General features: G+C 44.2%; 12 protein-coding genes and 13 tRNA genes. 20 read left to right on the forward strand and 5 right to left on the reverse strand.

The genetic code is table 11. From position 1 onward, the window contains the following. Positions 1-118 precede the first annotated feature (118 nt). Together miaB and K5Q73_RS14730 are read right to left on the reverse strand one after the other, a co-directional pair. Positions 119-1,546 (reverse strand): tRNA (N6-isopentenyl adenosine(37)-C2)-methylthiotransferase MiaB, encoded by a 1,428-nt coding sequence (gene miaB, locus K5Q73_RS14725; protein ID WP_220764703.1) that lies wholly within the window; start codon positions 1,544-1,546, stop codon positions 119-121. 95 nt (positions 1,547-1,641) lie between these two features. After that, the gene (locus K5Q73_RS14730) at positions 1,642-1,959 is read right to left on the reverse strand and encodes a hypothetical protein (protein WP_259650814.1); all 318 of its coding nucleotides are present in this window, start codon (positions 1,957-1,959) and stop codon (positions 1,642-1,644) included. Positions 1,960-2,324: 365 nt separating this feature from the next. Between K5Q73_RS14730 and K5Q73_RS14735 the strand changes: the two genes are divergently transcribed. The 18 genes from K5Q73_RS14735 (at position 2,325) to K5Q73_RS14820 (ending at position 8,936) form a co-directional block, all read left to right on the forward strand. Further along, on the forward strand, positions 2,325-3,467 hold the full coding sequence (locus tag K5Q73_RS14735; RefSeq protein ID WP_374706860.1) for an FAD-dependent monooxygenase: 1,143 nt from the start codon (positions 2,325-2,327) through the stop codon (positions 3,465-3,467). A gap of 263 nt (positions 3,468-3,730) precedes the next feature. Continuing rightward, positions 3,731-4,315 carry an aminoacyl-tRNA hydrolase gene (gene pth / locus K5Q73_RS14740; protein WP_041411592.1) on the forward strand — a complete coding sequence of 195 codons (585 nt, stop codon included), beginning with the start codon at positions 3,731-3,733 and terminating at the stop codon, positions 4,313-4,315. 53 nt (positions 4,316-4,368) lie between these two features. Next, on the forward strand, positions 4,369-5,460 hold the full coding sequence (gene ychF / locus K5Q73_RS14745) for a redox-regulated ATPase YchF (protein WP_220764713.1): 1,092 nt from the start codon (positions 4,369-4,371) through the stop codon (positions 5,458-5,460). A 485-nt stretch (positions 5,461-5,945) separates the two neighbouring features. Continuing rightward, a tRNA-Met gene (locus K5Q73_RS14750) sits at positions 5,946-6,022 on the forward strand. Between the two features lie 30 nt (positions 6,023-6,052). Further along, a tRNA-Leu gene (locus tag K5Q73_RS14755) sits at positions 6,053-6,137 on the forward strand. A gap of 47 nt (positions 6,138-6,184) precedes the next feature. After that, a tRNA-Gln gene (locus K5Q73_RS14760) sits at positions 6,185-6,259 on the forward strand. A gap of 5 nt (positions 6,260-6,264) precedes the next feature. After that, positions 6,265-6,341, forward strand: a tRNA-Met gene (locus K5Q73_RS14765). A 58-nt stretch (positions 6,342-6,399) separates the two neighbouring features. Next, positions 6,400-6,484: transfer RNA gene (locus K5Q73_RS14770), tRNA-Leu, on the forward strand. A gap of 47 nt (positions 6,485-6,531) precedes the next feature. Beyond that, positions 6,532-6,606 (forward strand) — tRNA-Gln (locus K5Q73_RS14775). 5 nt (positions 6,607-6,611) lie between these two features. Next, positions 6,612-6,688: transfer RNA gene (locus K5Q73_RS14780), tRNA-Met, on the forward strand. Positions 6,689-6,823: 135 nt separating this feature from the next. Continuing rightward, positions 6,824-6,908: transfer RNA gene (locus K5Q73_RS14785), tRNA-Leu, on the forward strand. Positions 6,909-6,957: 49 nt separating this feature from the next. Further along, positions 6,958-7,032: transfer RNA gene (locus K5Q73_RS14790), tRNA-Gln, on the forward strand. 86 nt (positions 7,033-7,118) lie between these two features. After that, positions 7,119-7,203: transfer RNA gene (locus K5Q73_RS14795), tRNA-Leu, on the forward strand. A gap of 20 nt (positions 7,204-7,223) precedes the next feature. After that, positions 7,224-7,298, forward strand: a tRNA-Gln gene (locus K5Q73_RS14800). Positions 7,299-7,383: 85 nt separating this feature from the next. After that, positions 7,384-7,468 (forward strand) — tRNA-Leu (locus tag K5Q73_RS14805). A 20-nt stretch (positions 7,469-7,488) separates the two neighbouring features. After that, a tRNA-Gln gene (locus K5Q73_RS14810) sits at positions 7,489-7,563 on the forward strand. Between the two features lie 632 nt (positions 7,564-8,195). Further along, the gene (locus K5Q73_RS14815; RefSeq protein WP_259650815.1) at positions 8,196-8,459 is read left to right on the forward strand and encodes a hypothetical protein; all 264 of its coding nucleotides are present in this window, start codon (positions 8,196-8,198) and stop codon (positions 8,457-8,459) included. Positions 8,460-8,510: 51 nt separating this feature from the next. After that, positions 8,511-8,936: a hypothetical protein gene (locus tag K5Q73_RS14820; protein WP_220764715.1), complete on the forward strand. Its 426-nt coding sequence runs from the start codon at positions 8,511-8,513 to the stop codon at positions 8,934-8,936. Positions 8,937-9,013: 77 nt separating this feature from the next. On the opposite strand, the gene K5Q73_RS14825 is transcribed toward K5Q73_RS14820, so the two are convergent. The 3 genes from K5Q73_RS14825 to lolB form a co-directional block, all read right to left on the reverse strand. Beyond that, a complete protein-coding gene (locus K5Q73_RS14825; RefSeq protein ID WP_028769213.1) occupies positions 9,014-9,961 on the reverse strand; it encodes a ribose-phosphate pyrophosphokinase in 948 nt (315 codons plus the stop codon). A 64-nt stretch (positions 9,962-10,025) separates the two neighbouring features. Next, positions 10,026-10,880 (reverse strand): 4-(cytidine 5'-diphospho)-2-C-methyl-D-erythritol kinase, encoded by an 855-nt coding sequence (ispE, locus tag K5Q73_RS14830; protein WP_220764717.1) that lies wholly within the window; start codon positions 10,878-10,880, stop codon positions 10,026-10,028. Then, positions 10,877-11,536 carry a lipoprotein insertase outer membrane protein LolB gene (lolB, locus tag K5Q73_RS14835; protein ID WP_220764719.1) on the reverse strand — a complete coding sequence of 220 codons (660 nt, stop codon included), beginning with the start codon at positions 11,534-11,536 and terminating at the stop codon, positions 10,877-10,879. The genes ispE and lolB overlap by 4 nt, the downstream gene beginning before the upstream one ends. Before the next feature lie 269 nt (positions 11,537-11,805). On the opposite strand from lolB, the gene hemA reads away from it, so the two are divergent. Both hemA and prfA read left to right on the forward strand, forming a co-directional pair. Continuing rightward, positions 11,806-13,056 carry a glutamyl-tRNA reductase gene (hemA, locus tag K5Q73_RS14840; RefSeq protein WP_220764721.1) on the forward strand — a complete coding sequence of 417 codons (1,251 nt, stop codon included), beginning with the start codon at positions 11,806-11,808 and terminating at the stop codon, positions 13,054-13,056. Positions 13,057-13,069: 13 nt separating this feature from the next. Then, positions 13,070-14,155 (forward strand): peptide chain release factor 1, encoded by a 1,086-nt coding sequence (prfA, locus tag K5Q73_RS14845; protein ID WP_220764723.1) that lies wholly within the window; start codon positions 13,070-13,072, stop codon positions 14,153-14,155. The last annotated feature ends 24 nt before the right edge of the window (positions 14,156-14,179 follow it).

Below are 14,179 nucleotides of genomic sequence, written 5' to 3' on the forward strand. Positions count from 1 at the left end.
TAGTTTACGAGCCATATTCAATAATTGCGAATGGTATTTATCATCGGCAATTAAGAAGAAAAAAGCGGCATCTCAGGATGCCGCCTTTAGCGTGTTCAATCTTAGTGGTGTTTTCGGTTTAAGCAGGCTTAAACTGAGTTACACCTAAATCATCATCTTGCTTATATTTTGCAGTGATGTCCGATGGACGTAAATCACGGCGCAAATCCATCTCATCTTCACCACGGATAAATACACCGCGAAGAGAGTTGGTATATACGTCAACAATCTCTACATCGACAAATTTACCGATATGTTTATGCAAGCCTTCAAAGTTAACCACTCGGCTGTTTTCAGTACGGCCGCGAAGCTCCATTGGATTCTTAACCGATGGGCCTTCAACTAAAATGCGTTGCACAGTACCCACCATTTGACGGCTATAACGCATAGCTTGTTGAGTGATACGGTCTTGTAAGATAGCAAGACGCTCTTTTTTCTCATCAAGGCTCACGTCATCAGGAAGATCCGCCGCTGGGGTGCCTGGACGTGCGCTATAAATAAAGCTAAAGCTATGGTCAAACTGGATGTCTTCAATCAACTTCATGGTGTCAGCAAAGTCTTGCTTAGACTCACCAGGGAAACCGATGATGAAGTCAGAGCTGATTAGGATATCTGGACGCGCTTTACGTAAACGGCGAATAATCGACTTATATTCGATTGCCATGTGTCCACGTTTCATTTGCGTCAAGATCAAGTCAGAACCTGATTGTACTGGCAAGTGTAAGAAGCTCACTAACTCTGGAGTGTCTTCATACACATCAATGATGTCTTGTGTAAACTCAATTGGGTGGCTGGTGGTAAAGCGTAAACGGTCGATACCATCGATAGCAGCCACGTAACGTAAAAGCTCTGCAAAGGTACAGATTTCATCATCGTGAGTTGCACCACGATAAGCGTTTACGTTTTGGCCAAGTAAATTAACTTCACGTACGCCTTGCTCTGCGAGCTGGGCGATTTCAAGGATCACATCGTCCAACGGACGGCTAACTTCTTCGCCGCGAGTGTAAGGCACTACGCAGAAAGAGCAGTATTTGCTACAGCCTTCCATAATTGAAACGAAAGCACTAGGGCCCTCGGCGCGAGGCTCAGGAAGACGGTCAAACTTCTCCACTTCAGGGAAGCTCACGTCGATAACCGCTTTTTTACCGTCTTTGATCTGGTCGATCATTTCAGGTAAACGATGCAAGGTCTGCGGACCAAAAATAAGATCGACGCACTGAGCACGTTCTTTAATTGCCTTACCTTCTTGTGAGGCTACACAACCACCAACGCCGATAATCAGCCCTGGTTTTTTATCTTTTAATGTTTTCCAGCGCCCAAGCTGATGAAACACTTTCTCCTGTGCTTTCTCACGAATAGAGCAGGTATTTAAAAGCAGCACGTCCGCTTCTTCAGCGTTGTCTGTTAATGTATAACCTTCGTATTCGTCAAGAAGATCAGCCATCTTAGATGAGTCATACTCATTCATTTGACAGCCCCAAGTTTTAATATGGAGTTTTTTACTCATCAGTCTGTATCACTCTAGAAGCACCGAAAAAATAGCGCGACATTTTAACGCCTAAGTTAGCCTGTGGCTAGCATTTAGCCGTTATTAAAGTGAAATTATTCGGCAGACTTTACTCTCTTGCTGGTCAATACGGCTTTAGCTGGCTTCAGTGCTGTGGTAACCGTATCGGTAATAATGCCATGTGACTTAGCCATTTGCATGCTGGTCATTTTAGCTTGTAGTTGAATTTCTATTCGAATTTGCTGATTTAAGGCCAGCAGAGTATCGGTGGTATATTGATACACTGCGTACTCAACTGGAGTGCGGTAAGTGACTGTAATATGCTCCATCAGGTCGTCGTTGCTATTGGCGAAGCTCATCGATGGCACTAATAACGCTGCTGATAGTACGGCGTAGGCAATTGTTTTCATCATATCCTCACTCATTTCTCAATGTATGTTCCATTTGGATAGCTTGAGTGTATGGCAAGGTTTATACCTCAGCTTTGCGGTTTGTAAGCAGGTGTGAGGAAAACCGAGTACAGACACATTTGTACACGTTAGAGTTGCGTATGACATCAAACGACATATTTAGCAGAGTTTGGTTTACAAACTTGAAGAGCGGATATTTTGCTTTGGTTCAAATAGTGCAAACTTTCTTATATAAAGCCTCCAATAGCGACGCTCTTTAGGTGTAAACTTGCAAATATATAGAGAGTCCAGTTGTCAGGAGACAGGTAGCAGTGGAACAGACAAATAGTAAATCGCGTCTATATGATGCGGTGATCGTTGGTGGCGGCATGGTCGGCGCTGCGACAGCGATAGGTCTTGGGCAGCTTGGATTGAAGGTTGCGGTAGTCGAAGCGTTTGCTCCAAAGGCATATGATAGTGAACAACCACTGGATCTACGAGTATCCGCTATCAGCGCTGCGTCGGAAGCTCTACTTGAACGCCTTGGCGCGTTAAGCGGACTCGACACTATGCGCAAGGTCGCCTATAAAGGCTTGGAAACGTGGGAGATGGATGGCTGTATTACCCGTTTTCATAGCGACCAAATCGGCACTTCCCATTTAGGCCATATTGTTGAAAACCGTCTGATCCAACTATCTCTGTGGCAGCGTATGAAGCAACTAGATAATGTTAGCTTATTCTGCCCAGTTAAGATTTCAGGTATGTCACGCAACTCACTTCAGGATTTTATTGAAGTGCAGCTCGATAATGGCGATGCATTACAGGCTCGCTTATTAATTGGTGCCGACGGCGCGAACTCTATGGTACGTCAATGGGCCAATATCGGCATTACGGCTTGGGACTATGCTCAATCGGCGATGCTAATTAATATAGAAACCGTCTGTGCGGAGCAAGATGTTACCTGGCAGCAATTCACACCGAGCGGGCCACGCTCATTATTGCCATTACCGGGTAACAATGCCTCATTAGTTTGGTATGACGACGCCAACAGAATTGCCCAATTAAGCCAACTTAACAACTCAGCACTAAAGGCGCAGATTGACCAATACTTTCCAGAGCGTTTAGACCGGAATTTTAGCGTTGTAGATAAGGCAAGCTTTAAGCTGACTCGTCGACATGCGCAAACCTATTATCGCGACAACTTGGTGATCTTAGGTGATGCGGCCCATACGATTAACCCACTCGCAGGCCAGGGGGTTAACTTAGGCTTTAAGGATGTTGATGCTCTAATTAATACCATTGCAGGGCATCTTGAGGATACAAACGGCTGGTGGAAGGCTCAAGTGTTAGCTAAATATCAGCGAAGCCGCTACCGTGATAATCAATTGATGATGTCGACCATGGATCTGTTTTACGCAAGCTTTAGTAATGACATTTTGCCACTTAAGCTTTTACGTAATAGTGCGTTAAAACTTGCCAATATCGACAGTCCAATTAAAAAGCAGGTACTTAAGTACGCCATGGGCTTTTAAGTTGGAATTGCTTATAAAATAGAAAACCGAGTGCCAATCACTCGGTTTTTTTATTGTTGCTAGCCATAACAACTCATTTCCATCGTATGGCGCTATAGAAATTGAGCCGTGTTAGGGGCTTGATTGGTACATTAAAATAATGGAAATTTGCGTATAATTTGTTGGCAGGCTATTTGAGTGCTAAAATGCCGCGTTTTTAATTTTGTTGCTGAAGGATTAACTCGGCGACAAAACGTAAATTAGGCAATAACAGACTGGGTACTATGAGCAATATTAAACTGATAGTTGGGCTTGCAAACCCCGGCGCGCAGTATGAACGGACTCGCCATAATGCAGGTGCGTGGTACGTTGAAGAACTCGCTAGAGTCTGTGGTGCCACATTAACATTGGACAGTAAATACTTTGGTATGACAGCAAGAGTGACGCTGCATGGTAAAGATGTACGTCTACTAATACCGACCACCTTTATGAATTTGAGCGGTAAGTCGGTAGGGGCGTTAGCGAACTTTTTTCGCATCGCACCGGAAGAAATATTAGTCGCGCACGATGAGCTAGATATGCCACCGGGTGTTGCAAAATTTAAGTTGGGCGGTGGTCACGGTGGTCATAATGGTCTTAAAGACATCATTGCAAAACTTGCTAATGATAAAGGCTTCTACCGATTACGCATTGGCATAGGCCATCCTGGCGATAAGAGTCAGGTGAGCAATTATGTACTGAGTAAAGCCTCCCCAACAGATCAAGAGCTGATGGACGCTGCGATTGATGAAGCGGTACGTTCGACAGAAGTCTTGTTCAACCAAGATATGGCAAAGGCGATGCATAGACTGCATTCTTTTAAAGCATAAACAAGTGCTTGGAGCAAAGCTTCAAGTCATTCATTGATATTAAAGGTAACAATATGGGTTTCAAATGTGGCATCGTAGGCCTGCCAAACGTTGGTAAATCAACACTTTTCAACGCACTAACTAAAGCTGGTATCGAAGCGTCAAACTTCCCGTTCTGTACAATTGAACCTAACACAGGCGTTGTTCCTGTACCGGACTCACGTTTAGACGCATTGGCTGAAATCGTAAAGCCTGAGCGTATATTAGCTACGACGATGGAGTTCGTTGATATCGCTGGTCTAGTTGCTGGTGCATCTAAAGGCGAAGGTCTAGGTAACAAGTTCTTAGCTAACATCCGTGAAACAGATGCGATTGGCCATGTGGTTCGTTGTTTTGAAGATGACAACATTGTTCACGTTGCAAATAAAGTGGATCCTGCAAGCGATATCGAAGTGATCAACACTGAGCTTGCACTAGCTGACTTAGATTCATGTGAACGTGCTATTACGCGTCAAGCTAAACGCGCTAAAGGCGGTGACGCTGAAGCCAAGTTTGAAGTGGCCGTACTTGAAAAAATGCGTCCAGTATTAGACGAAGGCAAAATGCTTCGCTCTATGGAGCTTACTAAAGAAGAGCTTGCAGCCATTGGCTACTTAAACTTCCTAACACTTAAGCCAACAATGTACATTGCTAACGTGGCTGAAGATGGGTTTGAGAATAATCCACATTTAGATACTGTTAAAGCACTTGCTGCTGAAGAAAATGCAGTTGTTGTTGCTGTGTGCGCTGCTATTGAGTCTGAGCTTGCAGAAATGGATGCTGAAGATCGTGAAGAGTTCATGGCAGACCTAGGCCTTGAAGAGCCAGGCCTTGATCGTGTTATTCGCGCAGGTTACGACTTGTTGAGCCTGCAAACTTACTTTACAGCTGGTGTAAAAGAAGTGCGTGCTTGGACTGTAAGAATTGGCGCTAGTGCTCCACAGGCTGCTGGTGTTATCCATACTGACTTTGAACGTGGTTTTATCCGCGCTCAAGTTATGGCTTATGATGACTTCATTACTTATAAAGGTGAAGCTGGCGCGAAGGAAGCAGGTAAGTTACGCGTAGAAGGTAAGACTTATACCGTAAAAGATGGCGATGTAATGCATTTCCTATTTAACGTATAAGCCAGGCGGTTCGTTAATAACAAACGGCGACTTATTATAGTCGCCGTTTTTGTATCTAAGGTTTGCCGGCATATGTTAACGGCTTAGACGAACATTAGTTGCTTGGGTGACGTAGTTAACTTGATATGAGTCAATAACTAGGCGGGTGTACTTACTTTAGCTAAAGTATATAAGCTAAGTTTGTATCGGGTTGTGATATAAAGTCCTCGATATAAAACTGCTGTTTGGGCCGATAAAAGTGTAGCAGAGCAATCTAACCCACTTGGCTTGGCAAATAAAATTCACTGTTTTGGGTATGTTTGTGATTAAAGAAGGCTAAGTTTCGTATATAAAAGCGACTTTTTTGGGCGTCTGTTGCTCAGTTTGGTGAACTTATCGCCGAACAATGCTGTTTCGGTAAATTTGCAGAAAAAAGCAGTTGACCTGATTAACCCGAATAAGCATAATACGCCCCGTTCCCCAGACAGGGGGCTGTAAAGAAAGATGGCAATGTAGCTCAGCTGGTTAGAGCACAGCACTCATAATGCTGGGGTCGCAGGTTCAAGTCCCGCCATTGCTACCATCTTAATCTAGATGTAAAACTTGATGCAGTGCGGGAGTGGTGGAATTGGTAGACACGCCAGATTTAGGTTCTGGTGCCGCAAGGTGTGAGAGTTCAAGTCTCTCTTCCCGTACCATTTAATTCAAGTGATGAGCTAAGGCTTATTGCTGAAAGCAAGATTTTTGGGGTATCGCCAAGCGGTAAGGCACCGGGTTTTGATCTCGGCATTCCCAGGTTCAAATCCTGGTACCCCAGCCATCTTTGGCAATGTAGCTCAGCTGGTTAGAGCACAGCACTCATAATGCTGGGGTCGCAGGTTCAAGTCCCGCCATTGCTACCATCTTTACTCTGGATGTAAAATAGAGTCATCTTAATCTAGATGTAAAACCTGATGCAGTGCGGGAGTGGTGGAATTGGTAGACACGCCAGATTTAGGTTCTGGTGCCGCAAGGTGTGAGAGTTCAAGTCTCTCTTCCCGTACCATTTAATTTAAGTGATGAGCTTAGGCTTATTACTAAAAGCAAGATTTTTGGGGTATCGCCAAGCGGTAAGGCACCGGGTTTTGATCTCGGCATTCCCAGGTTCAAATCCTGGTACCCCAGCCATCTTTGGCAATGTAGCTCAGCTGGTTAGAGCACAGCACTCATAATGCTGGGGTCGCAGGTTCAAGTCCCGCCATTGCTACCATCTTTACTCTGGATGTAAAATGGAGTCATCTTAATCTAGATGTAAAAACTGATACTGTGTTGAAGTGGTGGACGTTGAAGTTAGACACGCTATATTTAGACACCATCTTAATCTAGATGTAAAACTTGATGCAGTGCGGGAGTGGTGGAATTGGTAGACACGCCAGATTTAGGTTCTGGTGCCGCAAGGTGTGAGAGTTCAAGTCTCTCTTCCCGTACCATTTATTTAGCATGATTAGCCATGGCTGATTATGAGTAAGAAAGATTGATTGGGGTATCGCCAAGCGGTAAGGCACCGGGTTTTGATCTCGGCATTCCCAGGTTCAAATCCTGGTACCCCAGCCATTTTTAAAAGGTTGAGTGATTGACCTTGTCTTATAAGCTCTAGAGGTTGTAAGATAAAAGCAAGGCGACTTGCAGTAAAGTTCGATGCGGGAGTGGTGGAATTGGTAGACACGCCAGATTTAGGTTCTGGTGCCGCAAGGTGTGAGAGTTCAAGTCTCTCTTCCCGTACCATCGAATTTAACAAGATTTATTGGGGTATCGCCAAGCGGTAAGGCACCGGGTTTTGATCTCGGCATTCCCAGGTTCAAATCCTGGTACCCCAGCCATTTTTAAAAGGTTGAGTAATTGACCTTATCTTATAAACTTTATTAGTTGTAAGATGAAGCAAGGTAACTTGCAGTAAACTTCGATGCGGGAGTGGTGGAATTGGTAGACACGCCAGATTTAGGTTCTGGTGCCGCAAGGTGTGAGAGTTCAAGTCTCTCTTCCCGTACCATCGAGTTTAACCAGTTTTGTTGGGGTATCGCCAAGCGGTAAGGCACCGGGTTTTGATCTCGGCATTCCCAGGTTCAAATCCTGGTACCCCAGCCATATAAAAGAAAGCCCATCCTCGGATGGGCTTTTTTGTTTTTAGCCCTAAAGCTGTTTTTGCATTCTATTAAAACCGCGTCATATTTGCAGTTTCCCCCCTTTGCTCTCCTTTATATAAACGCTTAAATTTTATGCTAGGATCCTGCTTTGTTTTTTCAGGGAGTGAACCTTATGAGGCCTTTGATTGCCTTATCTTTTACCTGCTTACTGTCATTGAGTTGTGTTGTACAGGCGGAGCCTGCAAGACTTGAAATCAATGACAATATTAAACCTAAATCGTCTAACCGTTACATTCGAGCTGTACATCAGGAGATTGAAACAGGGACTGATGATCTTAATAAAGTCCGGTACGCTATTTTATACCGATCAGTATAAGAAGTTGATCTACTCAGAACGTTTTTTGGCAACTAATTCAAGGCAAATAACTGAAAGAATGGTTGTTCCCTTGTGAAGCTATTTAACGCAGAAGTAGGCAGCCAAAAACGCTCCAGAATGGCGAGTTTTAGCGGTTATGATGCTATGTTAACGAGCTTAACCGTAGAATAACTATGCTCTTCACTCGTTGCCTTGCCTCATAACCGCTAAACTCTCGCTGAGCGACCAAATCTTTATACTGATTGGTATTAGAAGGCATGTTGGCAACTAAAGGCTTTGCTTGGGTATATCAAGGAGAGGGGGATGGCTACATTTGGGCGCGATTTGACTATCGCGGTGACACTAATGTGATGCGTATCGAATATAGTCAGTCATTGGTTCAGCTTAAGTATGACGATGCTCTTGGTGACTATGTGTGCAAGAAGCTAGTTGACGATATTTGCTATAAGAATAGCCGAGGCTATTACAACTATATTAAGAACCTTAGAAATAGCATCAGTAAGCAACTAGTAAGACTTTAGCTGCGCTTAATTGGAATAAAGAGCTGGGCTTAAAGATAAAGGACTAGATAGATGAACAAAATGATAGCAAGTGTACTTGTTAGCTGCTTGGGAGTTATGCCTATTGCGGCAAGCGAGCTGCAGTTGTACCAAGATCCGATTCCGTATGGTAGCTATGTTGAAAACATTGATAATCTACTTACTGATACCGTTAAACGTCACCATTGGGTATTTAGTAAAGATGAGTTAGGTGTTCGTTACGCAGATTTAGATTACAAGACATATAAGCTGAGAACTGAACTCGTTATAAATAATAACAGCGTGGCGGTTAAGTTGATCAGCGCAGAGCGCCCTGACTGTGGCAAAAAGAGCTGCAAAGTGAATATGAGTAAGGTTGATGGCTGGTTGGTTAATCTGCGCCGTAGCATCGCTTATGGAGTGACTAAGGCGGTAAGGGATGATGCGCTCAAGCGTAGATTCGTTGAAGGTAATGAATAGAGTAGTTTAGGCATAAAAAAACGCACTCAAAGAGTGCGTTTTTAATACTGCTTAGTTTTAGCTAAATTCGTAACGAATTAGTGCTTGAACATTGCAGAGATTGATTCTTCGTTGCTTACGCGGCGAATTGCTTCAGCCATAACTGTAGACATAGTTAACTGTGAAACTTTGTCTAGAGCAGCAATCTCAGGGCTCAATGGAATAGTATCGGTTACGATAACCTCATCAATTACTGACTCAGCGATGTTCTTAGCAGCATTGCCAGAGAATACTGGGTGAGTAGCATAAGCGAATACGCGATTTGCACCGTGTTCTTTTAGTGCTTCAGCAGCTTTACATAGTGTGCCGCCAGTATCGATCATGTCATCAACGATGATGCAGTCACGGCCTTGAACGTCACCAATGATATGCATAACTTGAGCAACGTTAGCCTGTGGACGACGCTTATCGATGATTGCTAGATCTGAATCGTCAAGTAGCTTAGCTACTGCGCGAGCACGTACTACGCCACCGATGTCTGGAGAAACAACAACAGGGTTTTCTAAATTCTTAGCTAACATGTCTTCTAATAGAACTGGGCTACCGAAAACGTTATCAACAGGAACGTCGAAGAAACCTTGAATTTGCTCTGCGTGTAGATCACATGTCAATACGCGGTCAACACCAACGCTTGATAGGAAGTCTGCAACAACTTTAGCTGTAATCGGTACACGAGCACTACGAACACGACGGTCCTGACGCGCGTAACCAAAGTAAGGAATAACCGCTGTAATACGACCAGCTGATGCACGGCGAAGCGCGTCAACCATAACGATAAGTTCCATTAGGTTATCGTTAGTAGGAGCGCAAGTAGATTGAATGATGAATACATCCGCACCACGTACATTTTCATTAATTTGGACACTGATTTCGCCGTCACTGAAAACGCCTACTTCTGCGTCTCCAAGTTTACAAAATAGACGATCGGCTATCTTCTTAGCGAGACTAGGTGTAGCGTTACCGGCAAAAAGTTTAATGTCAGGCACTGTAGGAACCTCAGGCGTATGCTTCATGATTGTGGCTGGGATTTAAAAATATCCCAGAATGTGGTTAACACTGAGCTAATCTCAGCATCAACGGCGATATATTTGCCCCTTTCGCAACAAAGCCTTGTATCGATGCAGGCAACTTCGCCAATACATCTTTAGCTTCTTGCTCCTGTTCGAATTGACCGAAAACACAAGCTCCGGTTCCGGTCATTCTGGACGGCGCATATTCTAGCAGCCACGCTAAGGTTTTGGCAACTTGAGGGTGGCGTTTTGCGACTAATGTTTGGCAGTCATTTTGCCAAGGGCTATTCAGTAATGACTCGAGGCTAAGCTTTGGCGTGTTTCGTGGAAGATCAGGGTCTTGAAATACTTCAGCTGTAGAAACATGTACCTGTGGAACTAACACTAGATACCAAGGTTCAGCTGGCTCTACGTTTTGCAATTTCTCACCTACACCTTCGGCAAAAGCTGAAAAACCATTAATAAAAACAGGAACATCTGCGCCAAGCTTTAAACCGATCTCACCTAGCTCAAGTGGCGACAATCCGGTTTTCCAAAGTTGGTTAAGCGCGATTAGAGTGGTTGCAGCATCGGACGAACCGCCACCTAGACCACCGCCCATAGGTAGGCGTTTATCCAGCCAAATTTCAGCGCCTAACTGACATCCTGTTCGTTGTTGCAGCGATTTTGCGGCTTTGAGAATTAAGTTATCGCTGTCGGCAACAGCTGACGACATATTAGAATGTAACTTTAGATTTGGCGTATCTAACACTTTGAAGTCTAGGTAATCACAATGTTCGATAAACTGAAACAGAGTTTGCAGTTCGTGATAACCGTCATGACGCTGAGCGTTAATATGTAGAAACAGATTTAATTTAGCTGGAGCTGGCCAGCCTAGTGAAAGTGACTCGGTCATAAAGAGTTCTCAGTTGGTGACGTCTGTTGGTAAAGCGTTTGGCTTTGTGGTGCTAATGCTTGCCACTGATTTAGCTGGATTTTTAGACGAACCTCTCCACGCCGCAAATTAAGTAACCTTGGCACTTCTGCACCGCTTTGAGTTTGCCAGCTCTTAAAATCGACTTCCCAGGGAGGATGTTGCTCGGTATTAACCAGTTTCGCAGGGCGGCCCTGAGCGTCTTTGCTCACCAGTTTATCACCCAGAGTTAATTGACCCGTAATCCAAAGTGGAAGTGACTGAATCGGTATCGACCAACCTGATACTCGGGTGAGTAATCGTTGAGGGTCGCTATCCTTGTAAGTTTTACCATCGACTTCTAATATGGCCTCACCAGCTCGACTAGAGAGTGATAACACTGTCGTTCCAAGCACTGTGGTTAGCTTCAGTTCATCATGTTCAGGGCTGTGTAACCAATACAGATTAGTACTGAATTTATCTTCAGGCGTTGTTACCGCAAGCTTACCTTGCATTTCCCATGCGTCAGCCTGCTGCACTTTGTTAACAGAGACGGGAACTAGGTTGTCTGGTATGGTAGTTGAGCAACCGCTAACTAAAAGAGTGCCGAGTATCACCCATAGATAAGTGTTTTTTGTGATGCGTCTCAAATTATTCATCTATTACTGATATAAAAGAGCCCTTATGATACGAGGGGTTGGATGATTTACCAATGCCCATATGCAAAAATAACTATTTATACAATGCTTAATGTCGTGAATGCGTGACATAACTATATATGAATAGTTAAAAAAGTGATGCTAATTGAAAAAATGGGTAAGAACATAGATTATTATTCGGTTTTGTTAAGCGTATTCTGTTTTTAACAAAACCAATTCAGTAGAATGGCACCAATAAATGAGATGCCCAAGAGTCCAGAACGAGTCAAATGAGCCTTGTAGCAATCGGAATTAACCATAAAACGGCCACGGTCGATCTGCGTGAAAAAGTCGCATTCGGACCTGATAAAATTCATGATGCCATGAAGAGTCTAGCTGCTAGCACTCAATCTGGCGAAGCCGTCATCATATCCACCTGTAACCGTACAGAACTTTACTGTAATAACTGTGAAGCCGCTGACGTCGTTGCTTGGCTGGAAGATTATCATCAACTATCTCATGAAGATGTTGAGCCCTGCTTGTACCAATATAAAGGTCAGGAAGCGGTTAAACATTTAATGCGTGTATCAGCTGGTCTGGATTCACTGATTTTGGGTGAACCACAAATTTTAGGTCAAGTGAAGCAATCTTTTGTGAAAGCAAAAGAAGCAGGTACCGTTGCTGCGACAATGGATCGTATGTTTCAAAATACCTTTTCTGTCGCCAAAAAAATTCGTACAGAGACAGAAATTGGTGCCGCGGCCGTATCGGTAGCCTTTGCTGCGGTAAGCATGGCGAAACATATCTTTTCATCACTCAGTACTACTCAGGTATTATTGGTCGGTGCTGGTGAGACTATTGAGCTGGTAGCCCGTCACTTAAAAGACAATGGCGTTACAGCCATGGTGGTTGCTAACCGAACAATTTCACGTGCAGAAGCCATGTGTGATGAGTTCGGTGCGACAGCAATTACACTGGAACAGATCCCAGATTTTCTCCCTAAGGCCGATATCGTGATATCCTCTACGGCTAGCCCATTACCAATCCTTGGTAAAGGCATGGTAGAAAAAGCGCTTAAGCAACGTCGTCATCAACCTATGTTATTGGTTGATATAGCAGTTCCTCGAGATATCGAGGCTGAAGTCGCGGATTTAGAAGATGCATTCCTCTATACCGTAGATGACCTGCAAAGCATTATTGAACAGAATATGGCGTCTCGAAGAGAAGCCGCCGAGCAAGCAGAATTAATTGCAGAAGATCAAGCTTATCAATTTATGGAATGGATCCGCTCGCTAGAGTCGGTAGACAGTATCCGTGAATATCGCACTCGAAGTATGGCGATTAAAGATGAGTTGGTAGAGCGAGCGGTCAACAAGTTGGCCCAAGGTGGTAATAGTGAGCAGGTCTTACTAGAGCTAGCTAATAAGCTGACCAATAAACTGATCCATGCACCGACACAAGCGCTTACCGCTGCGAGTCGACAAGGGGACTTGAATTCTCTTGGACAATTAAGAGCTGTGCTTGGACTAGATAAAGACTAAGGTTAGCGTTTTAATGAAGGACAGTGTGATTCGTAAGCTTGAAGGCTTACTTGAACGTAATGAAGAAGTGTTGGCGTTACTGAGCGATGCAGGTGTTATTGCCGATCAGGAACGTTTCCGCGCCTTGTCTAAAGAATATTCTCAACTAGAGGATGTTGTCAGCACCTTTAAGTCTTTCCAGCAAGCTGAGGAAGATCTCGAGTCTGCTAAAGAGATGATGGAAGAGGATGATCCAGAGCTAAAAGAAATGGCTCAAGAAGAATACAAAATCGCTAAATCGGCGATTGCAGCACTTGAAGATGAGCTGCAGATCCTATTGCTTCCAAAAGATCCTAATGATGACAATAACTGCTTTATCGAAATTCGCGCAGGTGCGGGTGGTGATGAAGCGGCTATTTTTGCTGGCGATTTATTCCGTATGTATAGCAAGTTTGCCGAAAGCAAACGTTGGCAAATTGAAGTCATGAACACTAACGAAGGTGAGCATGGCGGTTTTAAAGAAGTCATTGCCAAAATCAGTGGTGACGGCGTTTACGGTAAGCTTAAGTTTGAGTCAGGTGGACACCGTGTGCAACGTGTACCTGAGACTGAATCTCAAGGCCGCGTTCATACTTCTGCTTGTACCGTTATTGTATTGCCAGAAGTGCCAGAAGCTGAAGCGATTGAAATCAATAAAGCTGACTTGAAAGTGGATACCTTCCGCGCATCAGGCGCAGGTGGTCAGCACGTAAACAAAACTGACTCTGCGATTCGTATTACTCACATTCCAACAGGTATCGTAGTTGAATGTCAGGATCAGCGCTCACAGCATAAAAACCGTGCTCAGGCGATGAGTGTGCTTTCTGCACGTATTCAAGCGGTTGAAGACGAGAAGCGTCGTAGTGCTGAAGAAAGCACCCGTCGTAACTTGGTGTCATCAGGTGACCGTTCGGAGCGTATTCGTACTTATAACTTCCCGCAGGGTCGCGTAAGTGAGCACAGAATTAACTTAACTCTGTACCGTTTAGGCGAATTTATGGAAGGTGATATCGATTGCGTTATTGAACCTCTCATTTTAGAGAACCAAGCGGATATGCTTGCAGCACTAGGTGAAGGCTAAGCCTTCCCTCATACCATCTTTGTG

Origin of the sequence: Shewanella sp. MBTL60-112-B2, from assembly GCF_019655055.1 — a bacterium.
In the GTDB taxonomy this organism is placed as follows: Bacteria; Pseudomonadota; Gammaproteobacteria; order Enterobacterales; family Shewanellaceae; genus Shewanella.

What these genes read in the sequence shown, in the direction of transcription:
- miaB (WP_220764703.1), bottom strand. Translation starts at nt 1,546, where the DNA reads ATGAGTAAAAAACTCCATATTAAAACTTGGGGCTGTCAAATGAATGAG.
- K5Q73_RS14730 (WP_259650814.1), bottom strand. Translation starts at nt 1,959, where the DNA reads ATGATGAAAACAATTGCCTACGCCGTACTATCAGCAGCGTTATTAGTG.
- K5Q73_RS14735 (WP_374706860.1), top strand. Translation starts at nt 2,325, where the DNA reads ATGGTCGGCGCTGCGACAGCGATAGGTCTTGGGCAGCTTGGATTGAAG.
- pth (WP_041411592.1), top strand. Translation starts at nt 3,731, where the DNA reads ATGAGCAATATTAAACTGATAGTTGGGCTTGCAAACCCCGGCGCGCAG.
- ychF (WP_220764713.1), top strand. Translation starts at nt 4,369, where the DNA reads ATGGGTTTCAAATGTGGCATCGTAGGCCTGCCAAACGTTGGTAAATCA.
- K5Q73_RS14815 (WP_259650815.1), top strand. Translation starts at nt 8,196, where the DNA reads ATGTTGGCAACTAAAGGCTTTGCTTGGGTATATCAAGGAGAGGGGGAT.
- K5Q73_RS14820 (WP_220764715.1), top strand. Translation starts at nt 8,511, where the DNA reads ATGAACAAAATGATAGCAAGTGTACTTGTTAGCTGCTTGGGAGTTATG.
- ispE (WP_220764717.1), bottom strand. Translation starts at nt 10,880, where the DNA reads ATGACCGAGTCACTTTCACTAGGCTGGCCAGCTCCAGCTAAATTAAAT.
- lolB (WP_220764719.1), bottom strand. Translation starts at nt 11,536, where the DNA reads ATGAATAATTTGAGACGCATCACAAAAAACACTTATCTATGGGTGATA.
- hemA (WP_220764721.1), top strand. Translation starts at nt 11,806, where the DNA reads ATGAGCCTTGTAGCAATCGGAATTAACCATAAAACGGCCACGGTCGAT.
- prfA (WP_220764723.1), top strand. Translation starts at nt 13,070, where the DNA reads ATGAAGGACAGTGTGATTCGTAAGCTTGAAGGCTTACTTGAACGTAAT.